This window comes from Bradyrhizobium shewense (genome assembly GCF_900094605.1).
Taxonomy (GTDB): Bacteria; Pseudomonadota; Alphaproteobacteria; order Rhizobiales; family Xanthobacteraceae; genus Bradyrhizobium; species Bradyrhizobium shewense.
In genome coordinates, this window is the sequence record NZ_FMAI01000038.1 from 42,936 (window position 1) to 60,000 (window position 17,065).

Below are 17,065 nucleotides of genomic sequence, written 5' to 3' on the forward strand. Positions count from 1 at the left end.
GTTCTTATGTCTGAAGCGACCTCGCACAAAATCCCTGTGACCGTCCTGACCGGCTATCTCGGTGCCGGCAAGACCACACTCTTGAACCGCATCCTGTCCGAGAACCACGGCAAGAAATACGCCGTCATCGTCAACGAATTCGGCGAGATCGGCATCGACAACGACCTCATCATCGGCGCCGATGAGGAAGTGTTCGAGATGAACAATGGCTGCATCTGCTGCACCGTGCGCGGCGACCTCGTGCGCATCATGGACGGCCTGATGAAGCGCAAGGGCAAGTTCGACGCCATCATCGTCGAGACCACCGGCCTTGCCGATCCGGCGCCGGTCGCCCAGACCTTCTTCGTCGACGAGGACGTGCAGAAAAATGCGCGGCTCGACGCCGTGGTCACGGTGGCCGACGCCAAATGGCTGTCCGACCGGCTCAAGGACGCGCCCGAGGCCAAGAACCAGATCGCCTTTGCCGACGTCATCGTGCTGAACAAGACCGATCTCGTCAGCAAGGGTGAGCTTGCCGAGGTCGAGGCCCGCATCCGCGGCATCAATCCCTATGCGAAACTCCACCGCACCGAGCGCTGCTCGGTGGCCCTGGCCGACGTGCTCGACCGCGGCGCCTTCGATCTCGACCGCATCCTCGATATCGAGCCGGATTTCCTGGAGGCCGACGATCATGACCACGATCATGATCACCACCATCACGGCCACGATCATCACCACCATGATCACGGTCACGGCCTGAAGCACTATCACGACGAGGACATGCAGTCGCTGTCGCTCAAGACCGACAAGCCGCTCGATCCGAACGTGTTCATGCCCTGGCTGCAGAATTTGGTGCAGGTCGAGGGCGGCAAGATCCTGCGCTCCAAGGGCATCCTCGCCTTCCACGACGACGACGACCGCTATGTCTTCCAGGGCGTCCACATGATGCTGGAGGGTGACCACCAGCGGAAGTGGAAGGAGGGCGAGCCGCGCGAGAGCCGCCTCGTCTTCATCGGCCGCGAACTGCCGGAAGAAGCCATCCGCAAGGGTTTTGAGAGCTGCATCGTCTCGTGATGAAAGAGTTTTCGCCGGCCCCCGATTCCGCCTCGATCGTCTCCGTCACCGATCGCGTCAAGCCCGTTACGCTCGGCATGGGCGTGACCTCGGTGCATTTCCTCAGGGATCGCGCCGCCTTCGTCGGCGGCGAGGAGAATGTCGCGTTCGTCGATGACAAGGGCGAGATCAGCACGGTCACTGTTCACAGCGGCGGCATTCTCTCCACCGCCTGCGATGGCAAGCGCCTGGTGATGGGCGGCGACGACGGCAAGGTCGTCTCGCTCGACGCCAAGGGCGAGGTGATGCTGCTCGCCACCGATCCCAAGCGACGCTGGATAGATGCGGTGGCGCTGCATGCGGACGGCTCCTACGCCTGGTCGGCCGGCAAGACGGCTTTCGTCAAGAGCGGCAAGACCGAGGAGAAGTCGCTCGAGGTGCCCTCGACCGTCGGCGGCCTTGCCTTCGCGCCGAAGGGACTGCGGCTCGCGATCGCCCATTACAACGGCGCGACGCTGTGGTTTCCGAACATGGCGGGATCAGCCGAATTCCTGCCCTGGGCCGGCTCGCATCTCGGCGTCACCTTCAGCCCCGACAACAAATTCCTGGTCACCACGATGCACGAAGCGGCGCTGCATGGCTGGCGGCTTGCCGACAACAGGCATATGCGCATGACCGGCTATCCCAGCCGCGTCCGCTCGATGTCCTGGAGCGCGGGCGGCAAGGCGCTGGCGACCTCGGGCGCCGACACCATCATCCTGTGGCCGTTCGCCAGCAAGGACGGCCCGATGGGTAAGGAGCCCGCAATGCTCGCGCCGCTGCAGGCGCGGGTGTCGGTGGTCGCCTGCCATCCGAAGAACGACATCCTCGCCGCCGGCTACAGCGACGGCACCGTGCTGATGGTGCGGCTGGAGGACGGCGCCGAGATCCTGGTCCGCCGCAACGGCACGCCCCCTGTCGCCGCGATCGCCTGGAATGCGAAGGGCACGCTGCTGGCTTTCGCCGACGAAAATGGGGACGGCGGAATGCTGGAGCTTTAATCTGTCATCCTTTAGGCCGTAGGGTGGGCAAAGGCGCTCTTGCGCCGTGCCCACGATCTTTTTGCGTTGACGGAAGCCGTGAGCACGCTTCGCTTTGCCCACCCTACGGCAGCTGACATTCATGCGATTTCTGACGACCTTCCAGCTTGCTGATTTCCTCGACACGCTGGTCAGCCTGACCACGGCCTTCGTGCTGGGCACGCTGATCGGCGCCGAGCGGCAATATCGCCAACGCACCGCGGGCCTGCGCACCAATGTGCTGGTTGCGGTCGGCGCCGCCGCCTTCGTCGATCTCGCCATGCAGCTGGACGGCGCCGACGGCGCGGTGCGGGTCATCGCCTATGTCGTCTCCGGCATCGGCTTCTTAGGAGCCGGCGTCATCATGAAGCAGGGCATGGACGTCCGCGGGCTCAACACCGCCGCGACGCTGTGGGCCTCGGCCGCGGTCGGCTCCTGTGCCGGTGCCGATATGATCGCGCAGGCGGCCGCCCTGACCGTGTTCGTGATCGCCGGCAACACCATGCTGCGCCCGCTGGTCAACGCCATCAACCGCATCCCGCTGAACGAGAAGGCGCTGGAGGCGACCTATTATTTCAAGCTCGCGGTTACCGCCGACGCCCTGCCCGACATGCGTGATCGCCTCGTCGACAAGCTCGAGGCAGCGAAATATCCGGTGGCGGGTATCGAGGTCGTCGAGATCGGCGAGGACCTGCTGGAGATTGTGGCGAAGCTCGTCGCGAGCGCGGTCGACCCGAACGAGCTGAACACCGTGGCGACCGATCTCCAGCATCTGCCGGGCATCCGCCACGCGACCTGGGAAGTCAGCACGACGGAGTAAGCGCGGCGTTTTGGCGCGCAGGCGTGCAGTTCCGCCTTGCCGGGAACGGAACCCTGGTCGGGCAATTTCGTTGATCCCGCGGACAAAGGCGGATGATCGACATGACAGTCAATGACAAGCGCAGACTGAAACTCGACCTGGTGATCGCCTGTTCGCTGTTCGCAGCAGGTGTCGCGATATCAGGCCTATCGATCGCGCAGATCCGCGCCGAGAGCCGGCTGCAGATGGCGCAGGCAACGCCGCCGTTGCAGGGCACGCCCTCTGACGAGCAGAGCAAGGTGCCCGCGGAAGCCAAGCCCGGCGGCGACCGGCCGACCACGCCGGCCCCCGAGCCCGCACGCCCCGAGCCGCAGACACAAGGCGCGGCGACCAAGCCGGCACTGCCGCCGGCACCGGCCGAGAAGATCGCGCCGCCGATCGAGAAGAAGTAGCTGGCTGATAGACCAACGGTGTCATCGTCCGCGAAGGCGGACGATCCAGTATTCCAGAGACCGTAGTGATTGAACCGAGACGCCGCGGCGTACTGGATGCCCCGCCTTCGCGGAGCATGACAGCTGTGGTGAGGCCGAAGACTCGCGTCCCTCACCGCACCAGAATATTCCGGAACTGCCAGGGATCACTGGTGTCGATGTCTTCCGGGAACAGTCCCGGACGATCCGTCAGCGGCGTCCAGTCGGTATAAAAACCCTTCACCGGGCCGAGATAGGGCAGCTGGATTTCCAGCAGACGATCGAAATCCATCTCGTCGGCTTCGACGATACCTTCATTCGGGTTCTCCAGCGCCCACACCATGCCGCCGAGCACGGCGGAGGTCACCTGCAGGCCGGTGGCGTTCTGGTAGGGCGCGAGCTTGCGGGTCTCCTCGATGGAGAGCTGCGAGCCGTACCAGTAGGCATTGTTGTCGTGGCCGAACAGCAGCACGCCGAGCTCGTCGATGCCGTCGACGATCTCGTTCTCGTCGAGGATGTGGTGCTTCTCCTGCATCTTCGCGGCGCGGCCGAACATTTCATGCAGCGACAGCACGGCATCGTCGGCCGGATGATAGGCATAGTGGCAGGTCGGCCGATAGACCGCCGTGCCCGATGCGTCGCGCACGGTGAAGTAATCGGCGATCGAGATCGACTCGTTGTGGGTGACGAGGAAGCCATATTGCGCGCCGCGGGTTGGGCACCAGGTGCGCACGCGGGTGTTGGCGCCGGGCTGCATCAGGTAGATGGCAGCGCCGCAGCCGGCTTCGTGGGTCCGCGCGTTCTCGGGCATCCACTTTTCATGAGTGCCCCAGCCGAGCTCGGACGGCTGCACGCCTTCCGACAGGAAACCTTCCACCGACCAGGTGTTGACGAAGACGTCGGGCTCTTTCGGCTTCTTGGAGCGCTGAGTGTCGCGTTCGGCGATGTGGATGCCCTTGATGCCGGCCTGCCGCATCAGATCCGCCCATTCGGCCTTGGTCTTCGGCTTGGGGGCATTGAGCTTGAGATCGGCGGCGACATTGAGCAGCGCCTGCTTGACGAAGAAGGAGACCATGCCGGGGTTGGCGCCGCAGCAGGAGACAGCCGTCGTCGAGCCCGCGGGGCGCGCGCGCTTGGCCGCCAGCGTGGCTTCGCGCAGGGCGTAGTTGGAGCGCGCTTCCGGGCCCTTCGAGGAATCGAAATAGAAGCCGAGCCAGGGCTCGTTGACGGTGTCGATGTAGAGCGCGCCGAGCTCGTTGCAGAGCTCCATGATGTCGGTGGAGCCGGTATCGACCGAGAGATTGACGCAAAAGCCCTGGCCGCCGCCTTCGGTGAGCAGTGGGGTCAGCAACTCGCGATAATTGTCTTTTGTCACGGCCTTCTGGATGAAGCGCACATTCTGCTTCTCGCAATGCGCCTTGCGGCCCTCGTCCTTGGGATCGATCACGGTGACGCGGGACTTGTCGTAGTCGAGATGCCGCTCGATCAGCGGCAGCGTGCCTTTGCCGATGGAGCCGAAGCCGACCATGACGATGGGACCGGTGATCTTCGCGTAGATCTGCGAGGCGGGGCTCATGGGATGGTTTCTCCGGAACGTGCTGGCAAACAAATGGTGAGGGGTGGATCAGGCGCTGCGGCGCTTGTCAGATGCTGCGGCGCTTGGCGGTGACTTCGATCTCGACCTTCATCTCGGGCTTGGCGAGGGCGCTGACGACCAGCAACGTCGCCGCCGGCCTGATATCACCGAGGACATCGCCACAGACGGCGAAGTGGGCATCGATGTAGCTGGCGTCGGTGACGTAGTAGGTCGCACGGACGATATCGGCCATCTCGAATCCGCCCTCTTTCAGGGCGGCTTCGATGGTCTTGAAGCAGTTGCGTGACTGGCTCGTGACATCGGCCGGCATCGTCATCGTGGTGTAGTCATAGCCGGTGGTTCCCGCGACGAAGGCGAACTCGCCGTCGATCACGGCGCGGCTGTAGCCGACGGTCTTCTCGAGGGGAGAGCCGGTGGAGATGAGGCGACGGGACATGTTTCGGACCTCGACTGAAAGGCGTGTTTCGCGGGGGTTAAAGGGCGTTTCTCGGGCCTGCGCAACCCCGAAAGAACAGGCGTCAGGACGGCGCAGCCGAGCGTTGCCGCTTTACGCGGCTTCGGTCGTCGCCATCATGGCAATCCCTCAGGCCGCGTGCGCATGGAGGGCGCGAAGGACCCTCCGTTTGGACAGGGGCGCGCCGGTCGGGACGATCATCCCCTCGGCGCCATCGAGCGCACCCTCCTGGAATTCGATCGCGAGCAGGCGGTCGCGTTCGAACGGGCCAGGCAGCGCCAGCGCGCCGGTCTTCTCGCCCGAGAAGCCGAACCGGGCATAATAGGGGGCATCGCCGAGCAGGATCACGGCGGCATGCCCGCGCGCCCGGGCGGCGGCCAGCGCTTGATGCATCAGCGCGGCGCCGATCCCGAGCTCGCGGCAGGCAGGGTCTACCGCCAGCGGTCCAAGGACCAAAGCGGGCCTGCCTCCGGCGCTGACGTGCCACAGCCGCACGGTTCCCACGAGCTTGCCCTCGCGCACCGCCGACAGGGCAAGGCCTGCGGCAGGCGCGCGTCCGTCGCGCAAGCGCTGGCAGGTGCGGCCGTGGCGGTTTTCGCCAAAGCAGGCATCGAGCAGCGCTTCACGCACAGCGACGTCGACAGCACGCTCCGCGCGGATCACGAACGGAGCGGCTTTCGAGGTGAGGGCGACTTGTGGCTTCCGAAAAGCGGTCATGGCGCGTCAGTCCCCGCTTGAACGGCGTGCGCGCAGCACGCCTGTCCAAGACGTCGTCAGATCGAAATGTCAGGGGAGGAGCCGGCAAGCCGGCTCCCGGGTTCGTCAGGCCTCAGAGAAAGAGGCGGATCAGATGTGGTACGTCCTCAGCGGCGGGATGCCGTTGAACGCCACCGACGAGTAGGTCGACGTATAGGCCCCGGTGCCTTCGATCAGCACCTTGTCGCCGATCTCGAGCGTGACGGGGAGCGGATACGGGCTCTTCTCGTACAGCACGTCGGCGCTGTCGCAGGTCGGACCCGCGAGCACGCACGGCGTCATGTCCGCGCCGTCATGGGCGGTGCGGATGGCGTAGCGGATCGACTCGTCCATCGTCTCGGCGAGACCGCCGAACTTGCCGATGTCCAGATAGACCCAGCGCACCTCGTCCTCGTCGCTCTTCTTCGAGATGAGCACGACCTCGGATTCGATGATGCCGGCGTTGCCCACCATGCCGCGGCCCGGCTCGATGATGGTCTCCGGGATCTGGTTGCCGAAGTGCTTGCGCAGCGCGCGGAAGATCGAGCGGCCGTAGGTCACGACCGGCGGCACGTCCTTCAAGTACTTGGTCGGAAAGCCGCCGCCCATGTTGACCATGGACAGGTTGATGCCGCGCTCGGCGCAGTCGCGGAACACCTGCGAGGCCATCGCCAGCGCACGGTCCCACGCCTTCACCTTGCGCTGCTGCGAGCCGACATGGAACGAGATGCCGCACGGCTCCAGGCCCAGGCGCTTGGCAACGTCGAGCACCTCGACGGCCATCTCCGGGTCGCAGCCGAACTTGCGCGACAGCGGCCACTCGGCGCCGGCGCAGTCATAGAGGATGCGGCAGAACACCTTCGCGCCGGGTGCGGCACGGGCGACCTTCTCGACTTCGGCGGCGCAATCCACGGCGAAAAGCCGGATGCCGAGCGCGAAGGCGCGCGCGATGTCGCGCTCCTTCTTGATCGTGTTGCCGAAGGAGATGCGGTCGGGCGTCGCACCCGCGGCCAGCGCCATCTCGATCTCGGCGACCGTCGCGGTGTCGAAGCAGGAGCCCATGGACGCCAGCAGCGCCAGCACTTCCGGCGCCGGGTTCGCCTTGACGGCATAGAACACGCGGCTGTCGGGCAGCGCCTTGGCAAAGGTCTGGTAATTGTCGCGCACGACCTCGAGGTCGACGACGAGGCACGGCTCGGTGTCGAGGCCATCCTTGCGGCGGTTGCGCAGGAATTCCTGGATACGTTCGGTCATAGCACTCTCCAAAGCGGCCCCAGCGACGGAGCTCGTTCAAAGTGGTTCTCGGACGAGGGTGCTACGCCGCTGCCGCACGATGGAGACGCGACAGGGCAAAGACCCCTAGACCGAATTGTGCTGCCGTGGATTGGTTGGGAATTTCCCGCCCGCACACCTGGCAATGAAGGACAAGCCTTTTCAGTAGCCCGCGCCGGCGTTGGAATGCCGGTAGAGACCAAAAAAGCCCGATCCGTCGTTGCTTTAAGTCGCGTCCCCCGTTGAGAGCGGGGTGCGCCGGTTCGCCTCCGGCTGCCAGTCACGGTTGCAAAGAGCGAAGTCACCTTCGACAAGGCATCTCTTTGAGAGAGATGCTGGACGCTCCGGGTTTGCTTCCTCGTCCGACCTTTCGGTCTTCAGACTTCCGCACTTCCGAAGAGCCCCTCGGCTTCTTCACCCCTTGGCGGCTGTCCGGCCTCTTGTCCGGATACCTACCGACTGACACACGACCACAGGCACGTGCGAAATTGGGCAAGAGCGCACATAAGCGTTTTGAATCAGCTTCGCAAGAATTTTTTTAGGCTGAGAACAGAATTGCCTAACATCTGCTTGCGCGGTGTTGCGCGAGCGACGCGGAAGATGAACACGCGTTAAGTTTTCTGTGGCAGCGCGCGCGTCTCTCGCGCGCGAGAAGCGTCAGCGGCGCTTTGTGAAGGGCTCGACACGCTGGGCCGCGCGGATGAACGCGGTCATCACGAGCACACCGAGCGCGAACAGCACGGCCTGCAGGATGTGCGTGCCCTGGTCGCCGAGCCCGAACAGGATTGCGAGCGCCCAGCCGCCGGCGAACGCCGCGCCGAACACCTCCGCGCCGATCAGGATGGCGGCGCTGATGACGGTGATGACGCTTGGCCAGGCGATCTGGCGGGACGAGGAGGAAGGCGCGTTCATGGGCTCAGGGATCCCTAGTCTTCGAGGGCCGCAATCTCCCCGAAAAGGCGGCCGGGAGCAAGGCCAAATGGCCCAAAAAAGCCCTATCGCGTGCTATAGCTGGCCGCAACAATTGAGCCACGAAATCGGGACTTGAGATGTCAGAACCCCGCCAAATTACGGACTCCGAGACCAACCCGCTGCTGAAGGCCTGGGTGACGCCGTTTGCGACCCCGCCCTTCGACGAGATCAAGCCGGAGCACTTCCTGCCGGCCTTCGAGCAGGCCTTCGCCGACCACTCCGCCGAGATCGCGGCGATCACCAACGATCCGGCCGCGCCCGACTTCGCCAACACCATCACGGCGCTGGAGCGCTCGGGCAAGCTGCTGAGCAAGGTGGCGGCCGTGTTCTACGACCTCGTTTCGGCGCATTCCAACCCGGCCATCCTGGAGATCGACAAGGAGGTCTCTCTGCGGATGGCACGGCACTGGAATCCGATCATGATGAACGCCGTGCTGTTCGGCCGCATCGCCCAGCTGCACGAGAACCGCACCAATCTGGATCTGGCTCCGGAGCAGCTTCGCCTCTTGGAGCGCACCTACACCCGCTTCCACCGCGCCGGTGCCGGGCTCTCCGACGAGGCCAAGATGCGGATGGCCGAGATCAACGAGCGGCTCGCCCAACTCGGCACCAGCTTCAGCCATCATTTGCTCGGCGACGAGCAGGACTGGGTCATGGAGCTGGGAGAGGCCGACCGCCAGGGCCTTCCGGAGAGCTTCGTCGCCAGCGCCAAGGCTGCGGCAGAAGAGCGCGGCATGGAAGGCAAGGCCATCGTCACGCTGTCGCGGTCCTCGGTCGAACAGTTCCTGAAGAGCTCCGCCCGGCGTGATCTGCGCGAGAAGGTCTACAAGGCTTTCACTGCGCGGGGCGACAACGGCAATGCCAACGACAACAATGGAACCATCGTCGAGGTCCTCAAGCTGCGTGAAGAGAGCGCCAAGCTGCTGGGCTATCCGACCTTCGCCGCTTACCGGCTGGAGGACTCCATGGCCAAGACGCCGGACGCGGTGCGGTGCCTTTTGGAGCGGGTCTGGAAGCCGGCGCGGGCGCGGGCGCTCGCCGACCGCGACGACATGCAGGCGCTGATCACGGAAGAGGGCGGCAATTTCAAGCTCGCTCCCTGGGACTGGCGCTTCTACGCCGAGAAGCTGCGCCTTCAGCGCGCCAATTTCGACGACGCCGCGATCAAGCCGTATCTTTCGCTCGACCACATGATCGCCGCCGCCTTCGACTGCGCCACGCGCCTGTTCGGCATCACCTTCGAGGAGCGCAAGGACGTTCCCGTCTGGCACCCCGACGTCCGGGTCTGGGAGGTCAAGGGCCCCGACGGCAAGCACAAGGCGCTGTTCTATGGCGACTACTTCGCCCGGCCGCCGAAGCGCTCCGGCGCCTGGATGACCTCGCTGCGCGACCAGCAGAAGCTCGACGGCGATGTTGCGCCGCTGGTTCTCAATATCTGCAATTTCGCCAAGGGCGCCGGCGGCGAGCCTTCGCTGCTGTCGCCCGACGATGCCCGCACCCTGTTCCACGAGTTCGGCCATGGCCTGCACGGCATGCTCTCAAACGTGACCTATCCGTCGCTGTCGGGCACTTCCGTCTTCACTGATTTCGTCGAGCTGCCGTCGCAGCTCTATGAGCACTGGCAGGAGCGGCCCGAGGTGCTCCAGAAGTTCGCCCGCCATTACCAGACCGGCGAGCCGCTGCCGGACGAGCTGTTGCAGCGGTTCCTGGCCGCACGAAAATTCAACCAGGGCTTTGCCACGGTCGAATTCGTCTCCTCGGCCCTGGTCGATCTCGAATTCCACACCCAGCCGGCCGAAGCGGCCAGCGACGTGCGCGCCTTCGAGAGACGCGAGCTGGAGAAGATCGGCATGCCCGAGGAGATCGCGCTGCGCCACCGTCCGACCCAGTTCGGTCACATCTTCACTGGCGATCATTATGCCGCCGGCTATTACAGCTACATGTGGTCGGAGGTGATGGACGCCGACGCCTTCGGCGCGTTCGAGGAGGCTGGCGACATCTTCGATCCCGCCGTCGCCAAGCGCCTGCACGACGACATCTACGCCTCGGGCGGATCGGTGGATCCGGAAGCCGCCTATGAGGCCTTCCGCGGCCGCCCACCCGAACCCGACGCGCTTCTCCGCCGCCGCGGGCTGCTCCACGACGCGAAGGCGGCCTGATGGGCATGCGCGCCCTTCTCGGCCTGTTGCTCGCCGCCGGCCTGTCACTCGCCGCGGGTGCGGCGAGCGCACACCCGCATGTCTGGATCACCGCGACCAGCGAATTGCTCTACGCTGAGGACGGCTCGATCACCGGCGTCCGCCACGCCTGGACGTTTGATGACATGTTCTCGTCCTATGCGGTGCAGGGGCTCGAGAGCAAGACCAAGGGCGCCTATACGCGCGAGGAGCTCGGGCCGCTGGCGCAGACCAACGTCGAGTCGCTCAAGGAATACGCTTACTTCACCTTTGCGCGAGCCGACGGCAAGAAGGAGCGATTCCAGGAGCCCGTCGACTATTTCCTCGACTACAAGGATACGGTGCTGACCCTGCACTTCACGCTGCCGCTGAAGAACCCGGTCAAGTCCAAGCAGCTGGTGCTCGAAGTGTTCGACCGCTCTTTCTTCATCGACTTCCAGATGGCCAAGGAAAGCCCGGTGAAACTGGTGGGCGCGCCCGCCGGCTGCCAGATGAAGCTGGAGCGCCCGAGCGATGGCACCGCGAGCGCGCAGAAGCTCAACGAGCAGACCTTCATGAACGGCGAGAATTCGAATTTCGGCATGATGTTCGCCAACAAGATCACGGTGGATTGCCCTTGATCGGCCGTCTTCATTCTCGGCTTGTAGGCGGCCTGCTTGCCTGCGCGGCTGTTTTCCTCGTCGTGAGCGTGGCGGATGCTGCGCTTCACGATGTCTTCGCGCAAAACCCGTTCGGCGCGCCGCGGCCGGCGCAGGCGGCCCAGCCCGAGGCTGGCGGCCTCATCGGCTGGCTATTGGCAAAACAGTCGGAATTCTATCGCCAGATGTCGGCGACCATTCGCGCCGCCAAGTCCGACGGCTCGGCGGTGTGGACGCTGCTCTTCATCTCGTTTGCCTACGGCATCTTCCACGCCGCCGGCCCCGGCCATGGCAAGGCAGTGATCGCCTCCTATCTCGTCGCCAACCGCGAGACCGCGCGGCGCGGCATCGCGCTGTCTTTCGCCTCGGCTCTGATGCAGTCGCTGGTCGCGATCCTCATCGTCGGCATCTCGGCCTGGGTGCTGAACGCGACCGCCAAGACCATGTGCAAGGCGGAAGGGGCGATCGAGATCGCGAGTTACGCCCTGATCGCGTTGTTCGGGCTGCGTCTCGTCTGGGTCAAGGGCCGCATTTTCATCCGGGCGCTGCAGGCGGCCCAGCCGGTGCCGGCGATCGCCGGCGTGCCGCACGATCATGATCACGGTCATCACCATCATCACGATGCCCACGATCATCACGATCACGGTCATGATCACCATCACCACGATCATGGTCATGCGCACGCCCATGCCCACCACGGGCATGACCACGTTCATGACGAACATTGCGGCCATTCCCACGGCCCCACGCCGAGCGAGCTCGCCGGCCCCGGTGGCTGGCGGCGCGGCTTTGCGGCGATCCTGACCGTCGGCATCCGCCCCTGCTCGGGCGCGATCCTGGTGCTGGTGTTCGCGCTTGCCCAAGGCCTGTTCTGGGCCGGCATCGCCGCCACCTTCCTGATGGGATTGGGTACCGCGATCACGGTCGCGGCCATCGCGGTCGTCGCCGTCTCCGCCAAGGACATCGCTGCCCGCCTCAGCGCCGGCCGCGACGGCGGCGGCGCGCTGTTCATGCGCGGCATCGAATTCGCCGCCGCGGGCGTCGTGCTGCTGTTCGGCGCAGGCCTCTTGTTCGGCTACATCGCGGCCGAGCGGACGACGTGTTTTTGAGTTCTTCCCCTCTCCCCCTTGTGGGAGTGGCTCGCCGCGGAGCGGCGAGACGGGTGAGGGGTGTCTCTCCGCGATCGAGCCTCTGGCAGGTTAATACGCGGAGGGAGACCCCTCATCCGGCGCTTCGCGCCACCTTCTCCCACAAGGGGAGAAGGGAAGAAAACCTCACACCGGCAGAAACCGCTTCAGCGCCGGCATGAAGAAGATCCCGAGATTGATCGCAAAGCCGATGCTCCAGAGGATCGAGCGCAGCGTCGGGCGGTTGCCGAGATAGGTCAACACATAGGCGAGGCGGACGATGAGGAAGAGGGCCGCGAGCTCGTCGATCAGCCGCTGCGGCGAATCCCTGAATTCGGCGAGCAGCACCGCGAAGGCGAAGAACGGGAAAGTCTCGATGCCGTTCTGGTGCGCGCCGAGCGCGCGTTGCGAGAGCGCGTCCTCGTAGAAGGCGGGGTCGCGTGGCCGGGAATTGTCGAAGCGGCGAAACCTGATCCATTTGATCGAGCCGATCGTCGACAGATAGAGCAGCAGCGCTCCAAAGACGCACCATTCCGCGAGTGTCATCTTTGCCTCCCCCGCCTGGGTGCGACCCTAGCGAAAACGGGCTCATCTTGACAAGTTCGGACCAACGCGCGACCCACAGAGCCATGACCAGTGTCGTCCCGATCGAGGCCGCGAGACCGGCCGCCCAATCCGCCCTGCCGCGCGCTGGCGTGCTCCTGATCAATCTCGGAACGCCCGACACGGCCGATGCGCCCGGCGTGCGGGTCTATCTCAAGGAGTTCCTCTCGGACGCCCGCGTCATCGAGGACCAGGGCCTGGTCTGGAAGTTCGTGTTGAACGGGATCATCCTGCGCAGCCGCCCCCGTACCAAGGCGCTCGACTACCAGAAGATCTGGAACACCGAGAAGAACGAGTCGCCGCTGAAGACCATCACACGGTCGCAGAGCGACAAGCTCGCCGCCGCCCTGTCGGACCGTGCCCACGTCGTGGTCGACTGGGCGATGCGCTACGGCAATCCCTCGATCAAGTCGGGCATCGACGCCCTGATCGCGAAAGGCTGCGAGCGCATCCTGGCGGTCCCGCTCTATCCGCAATATTCCGCCTCGACCTCGGCGACCGTGTGTGACGAAGTGTTCCGCGTGCTCGCCCGTTTGCGTAACCAGCCGACGCTGCGGGTGACGCCGCCTTATTACGAGGACGCGGCCTATATCGAGGCGCTTGCCGTCTCGATCGAGACCCATCTGGCAACGCTGTCCTTCAAGCCGGAGCTGATCGTGGCGTCGTTCCACGGCATGCCGAAATCCTATGTCGACAAGGGCGATCCCTATCAGCAGCACTGCATCGCCACCACGGCGGCACTGCGCCGCCGGCTCGGCATGGACGAGACCAAACTGCTGCTGACCTTCCAGTCGCGCTTCGGCAATGCCGAGTGGCTCCAGCCTTATACCGACAAGACCATGGAGCGGCTCGCGAAGGAAGGCGTGCGCCGCCTCGCGGTGGTGACGCCGGGCTTTTCCGCCGACTGCCTGGAGACGCTCGAGGAGATCGCGCAGGAGAACGCCGAGATCTTCAAGCACAATGGCGGCGAGCAGTTTTCCGCGATCCCCTGCCTCAACGACAGTAACCCGGGCATGGACGTGATCCGCACCCTGGTGCTGCGCGAGCTCCAGGGCTGGATCTGATGGGCGCCCCATGAACCGCCGTGAGTGTCTGGCGCTTCTTGGGACCGTCGTCGCGCTGCCGCTCCCGGCGCTGGCGCAGCAGCCGAACGCGGCGCGCCGGCTCGGCGTGCTCTCGGTCACGGCTGCCGATGATGCGATCGGCCAGACCCGCAGCATGGTCCTGGTCGAGGCACTCGCCGGACATGGCCTGAAAGAGCGCGACAACCTCAAGATCGACTGGCGCAGCGGCGGCGGCGACCGCGCGCGCATCGCGCAGCTCGCCGACGAGCTGATCGCGCTCAAGCCCGACGTCCTGCTGGCGGTCGGCACACCCTCGGTCGAGGAGCTGCGCCAGCGCACCACGACGATCCCGATCGTGTTCGCCGTCGTCACAGATCCCGTCAGCCAGGGCTTTGTCGATAACCTCGCGCATCCCGGCGGCAACGTCACCGGCTTCACCGATTACGACGGCCCGTTGGCCGGCAAATGGCTGGAGATGCTGACGCAAGTCACGCCAAAGGTGTCTCGCGTCTTCGTCGTCTACAATCCTGCCACCGCGCCGTTCGCGCCGCTGATGCTGCGCACCATCGAGGACGCGGCACGGGCCCTTCAGGTGACGGTCGAGCCCGCGCCGGTGCATGACGCGGCCTCGATCGCGGCGCTGGGCTTGCGGAAAGACGGTGGGTTGCTGGTGTTGCCGGACTTCTTCACCATGGCCAATCGCGGCCAGCTTCTGGCGGCGATCGCGCAGGCGCGCGTGCCCGCGGTGTTCTGGAGCCGCACCTTCGTCGAGGAGGGCGGGCTGATGTCCTACAGCACCGACAGCGCCGAGCAGCTCCGCCGCGCCGCGGACTATATCGACCGCATTCTGAAGGGCGCGCGGCCAGCCGACCTGCCAGTGCAGAACCCCACCAAGTTCGAGCTTGCGGTCAACCTCAAGGCCGCCAGGGAGTGTGGCGTCACACTTCACCCGGGCCTCATCGCCCTCGCGAATGACGTTATCGAATGAAGTCGTCCAATGCGCGCCTTCGGATTCGTTAATTTTTGCCGCTGGGTTTCCGCTGCACGCTTTCAAGGGCCCGCTACAAATACATATCTTGATCCTTCCCCGTTTGGATGTCTTGTGCAGAATTGGATCGATACCGACGTGAATTGCGACCGCTGAACCGGTAGGGTCGCGCTCCCGACCAATGACAGCGCGGGAAAGGGCTTTTTCCCGCCTTGGAGGAAATATGAGCGGTTTCGACATTTTCGCGATTGTTCTGGTCTTGCTCGTCATCGTCACGCTGGTCGCCGGCGTGAAGACGGTGCCGCAGGGCTATGACTGGACCATCGAGCGGTTCGGCAAATACACCCAGACGCTGAGCCCCGGGCTCAATCTGATCGTGCCCTATTTCGATCGCGTCGGCCGCAAGATCAACATGATGGAGCAGGTGATCGACATCCCCGAGCAGGAAGTCATCACCAAGGACAACGCTACGGTGACGGTGGACGGCGTTGCCTTCTACCAGGTGTTCGACGCCGCGAAGGCAAGCTACGAAGTTGCCAATCTGACCCAGGCGATCACGGTCCTGACCATGACCAACATCCGCTCGGTGATGGGGTCGATGGATCTCGACCAGGTGCTGTCGCACCGCGACGAGATCAACGAACGCTTGCTGCGCGTCGTCGACGCCGCAGTGTCGCCCTGGGGCGTCAAGGTCAACCGCATCGAGATCAAGGACATCGTGCCGCCCGCCGACCTCGTCGAAGCCATGGGCCGGCAGATGAAGGCCGAGCGCGTCAAGCGCGCCGACATTCTCGCCGCCGAAGGCCAGCGCCAGTCCGAGATTTTGCGCGCCGAGGGCGCCAAGCAGGGCCAGATCCTCCAGGCCGAAGGCCGCCGCGAGGCCGCCTTCCGCGACGCCGAGGCGCGCGAGCGTCTGGCCGAGGCCGAAGCCAAGGCGACGCTGGCGGTATCGGAAGCCATCGGCAAGGGCGACGTCGCCGCGTTGAACTATTTCATCGCCGACAAATATATCAAGGCGTTCGGCCAGTTCGCGGACGCACCGAACCAGAAGATCATCATGCTGCCGGTGGAAGCAACCTCCATGCTGGGCTCGCTCGCCGGCATCGGCGAGATCGCAAAGGCAACGTTCGGCGAAAGCGCAGCCTCTGCGGCCGCCGCCGCCCGTCGCACCGGCTCGGTGCCGACGACAGGCAGCACGCCGCCGGCGGTGCCGCCGCGGCAGGGATAGTCACCGGAGCACGACCCTTCGACGGGGGCGTGCACCATGAAAGGTCGTGTCATGACCGACATGTTCGTATCGCTCGGCAGCTGGAATTGGCTGATCTTCGGCTTCATCCTGATGGCGCTGGAGGTGCTGGCGCCGGGCATATTCCTGTTCTGGCTCGGGCTCGCCGCGCTGCTCGTCGGCCTGATCTCGTTCACCGTCGTCATATCGTGGCAGATCCAGCTCGTGATGTTCGCGGTGTTTGCCGCCGCCGCCGTGCCGATATGGCGCCGCCTTGCGCGGCCGAAGTCGGAAGCAAGCGCCAGCCCGTTCCTCAACAAGCGAACCGAGGCACTGCTCGGACGCGAGTTCACCTTGGAGAAGCCGATTATCGACGGCAGCGGCACCGTGCGCATCGGCGACACGGTGTGGCGCGTCGCCGGCCCGGATACGCCGGCCGGGACGCGGGTGAAGGTGGTGCAGGTGGACGGTGCCAATCTGACCGTGGCGGCGGCGTGAAGATTTCTTCCCTCTCCCCTTGTGGGCCTGTTGCGTTATCGGCTTTTGAAGTTGAGGACGGCAGGAGAAGGGCCGTGGTTACGGCAATTGCCAGCCAAGTCTGTAGTGGTCGCCCTCGGCGGGCGGCTCAGGCCGCGATCGTGGCCCACCGCCTCATGTTGAAGGCGATCGAGGCGAGCAGGACCTGCCCGCTTGCCTTCATCAGACCAACGTAGCGGATGCAAGTCAGTCGCATGCGGCGTTTGAGAGTGGCGAAGGTGGTCTCAACCTGGGCTCGTCGGCGCGCGATGAGGCGGTTGTAGTGTTTGAGCCTTGGCGGCAGTTCCGGATGATGTCTGTTGGGACGGAACGCGATG

Annotated in this window: 18 protein-coding genes; 11 read left to right on the plus strand and 7 right to left on the minus strand. The window is 64.9% G+C overall.

The features are described from left to right. Positions 1–6 precede the first annotated feature (6 nt). From GA0061098_RS38965 to GA0061098_RS45445, 4 genes are all read left to right on the plus strand, one after another. A complete protein-coding gene (locus GA0061098_RS38965) occupies positions 7–1,053 on the plus strand; it encodes a CobW family GTP-binding protein (protein ID WP_091966764.1) in 1,047 nt (348 codons plus the stop codon). After that, the gene (locus GA0061098_RS38970; protein WP_165637896.1) at positions 1,053–2,072 is read left to right on the plus strand and encodes a WD40 repeat domain-containing protein; all 1,020 of its coding nucleotides are present in this window, start codon (positions 1,053–1,055) and stop codon (positions 2,070–2,072) included. Before GA0061098_RS38965 ends, GA0061098_RS38970 begins: the two co-directional genes overlap by 1 nt. A 121-nt stretch (positions 2,073–2,193) precedes the next feature. Then, positions 2,194–2,910, plus strand: a complete 717-nt coding sequence (locus tag GA0061098_RS38975) for an MgtC/SapB family protein (protein ID WP_091966768.1) — start codon at positions 2,194–2,196, stop codon at positions 2,908–2,910. Between the two features lie 101 nt (positions 2,911–3,011). Then, positions 3,012–3,341, plus strand: coding sequence for a hypothetical protein (locus tag GA0061098_RS45445; protein WP_165637897.1), 330 nt, complete (start codon positions 3,012–3,014; stop codon positions 3,339–3,341). A gap of 151 nt (positions 3,342–3,492) precedes the next feature. Here GA0061098_RS45445 and GA0061098_RS38985 read toward each other — a convergent pair whose 3' ends face one another. The 5 genes from GA0061098_RS38985 to GA0061098_RS39005 all read right to left on the minus strand — a co-directional run bounded on the left by GA0061098_RS38985 (position 3,493) and on the right by GA0061098_RS39005 (position 8,329). Continuing rightward, the gene (locus GA0061098_RS38985) at positions 3,493–4,935 is read right to left on the minus strand and encodes a homospermidine synthase (protein WP_091966772.1); all 1,443 of its coding nucleotides are present in this window, start codon (positions 4,933–4,935) and stop codon (positions 3,493–3,495) included. Between the two features lie 67 nt (positions 4,936–5,002). Further along, entirely contained in the window at positions 5,003–5,392 is a 390-nt protein-coding gene (locus GA0061098_RS38990) for a RidA family protein (RefSeq protein ID WP_091966774.1), read from the minus strand. A 147-nt stretch (positions 5,393–5,539) separates the two neighbouring features. Continuing rightward, on the minus strand, positions 5,540–6,127 hold the full coding sequence (locus tag GA0061098_RS38995; RefSeq protein ID WP_091966776.1) for a GNAT family N-acetyltransferase: 588 nt from the start codon (positions 6,125–6,127) through the stop codon (positions 5,540–5,542). 129 nt (positions 6,128–6,256) lie between these two features. After that, a complete protein-coding gene (locus GA0061098_RS39000) occupies positions 6,257–7,399 on the minus strand; it encodes a type III PLP-dependent enzyme (protein ID WP_091966778.1) in 1,143 nt (380 codons plus the stop codon). A 675-nt stretch (positions 7,400–8,074) separates the two neighbouring features. Continuing rightward, entirely contained in the window at positions 8,075–8,329 is a 255-nt protein-coding gene (locus tag GA0061098_RS39005) for a hypothetical protein (RefSeq protein WP_018316184.1), read from the minus strand. 137 nt (positions 8,330–8,466) lie between these two features. On the opposite strand from GA0061098_RS39005, the gene GA0061098_RS39010 reads away from it, so the two are divergent. Genes GA0061098_RS39010 through GA0061098_RS39020 form a run of 3 tightly spaced genes read left to right on the plus strand, consistent with a single transcriptional unit; the run spans position 8,467 to position 12,313 of the window. Then, positions 8,467–10,548 carry a M3 family metallopeptidase gene (locus GA0061098_RS39010; protein WP_091966779.1) on the plus strand — a complete coding sequence of 694 codons (2,082 nt, stop codon included), beginning with the start codon at positions 8,467–8,469 and terminating at the stop codon, positions 10,546–10,548. After that, entirely contained in the window at positions 10,548–11,186 is a 639-nt protein-coding gene (locus tag GA0061098_RS39015) for a DUF1007 family protein (protein ID WP_091966781.1), read from the plus strand. The genes GA0061098_RS39010 and GA0061098_RS39015 overlap by 1 nt, the downstream gene beginning before the upstream one ends. Beyond that, positions 11,177–12,313: a nickel/cobalt transporter gene (locus tag GA0061098_RS39020; protein WP_091966783.1), complete on the plus strand. Its 1,137-nt coding sequence runs from the start codon at positions 11,177–11,179 to the stop codon at positions 12,311–12,313. Before GA0061098_RS39015 ends, GA0061098_RS39020 begins: the two co-directional genes overlap by 10 nt. Positions 12,314–12,478: 165 nt before the next feature. Here the strand turns inward: GA0061098_RS39020 and GA0061098_RS39025 are convergent, their stop codons facing one another. Then, positions 12,479–12,877 (minus strand): MAPEG family protein, encoded by a 399-nt coding sequence (locus GA0061098_RS39025; RefSeq protein WP_018316180.1) that lies wholly within the window; start codon positions 12,875–12,877, stop codon positions 12,479–12,481. An 83-nt stretch (positions 12,878–12,960) separates the two neighbouring features. Here GA0061098_RS39025 and hemH point away from each other — a divergent pair, with 83 nt between their 5' ends. The 4 genes from hemH to GA0061098_RS39045 all read left to right on the plus strand — a co-directional run bounded on the left by hemH (position 12,961) and on the right by GA0061098_RS39045 (position 16,709). Continuing rightward, entirely contained in the window at positions 12,961–13,998 is a 1,038-nt protein-coding gene (gene hemH / locus GA0061098_RS39030) for a ferrochelatase (protein WP_091966785.1), read from the plus strand. 10 nt (positions 13,999–14,008) lie between these two features. Continuing rightward, positions 14,009–14,986 carry an ABC transporter substrate-binding protein gene (locus GA0061098_RS39035; protein WP_091966787.1) on the plus strand — a complete coding sequence of 326 codons (978 nt, stop codon included), beginning with the start codon at positions 14,009–14,011 and terminating at the stop codon, positions 14,984–14,986. Between the two features lie 223 nt (positions 14,987–15,209). Next, entirely contained in the window at positions 15,210–16,214 is a 1,005-nt protein-coding gene (locus tag GA0061098_RS39040; RefSeq protein WP_091966789.1) for an SPFH domain-containing protein, read from the plus strand. A 51-nt stretch (positions 16,215–16,265) separates the two neighbouring features. After that, positions 16,266–16,709, plus strand: a complete 444-nt coding sequence (locus GA0061098_RS39045) for an NfeD family protein (RefSeq protein WP_091966792.1) — start codon at positions 16,266–16,268, stop codon at positions 16,707–16,709. Positions 16,710–16,836: 127 nt separating this feature from the next. Here the strand turns inward: GA0061098_RS39045 and GA0061098_RS39050 are convergent. After that, on the minus strand, positions 16,837–17,065 hold a 229-nt coding region (locus GA0061098_RS39050), incomplete at its 5' end, for a transposase (protein ID WP_165637898.1).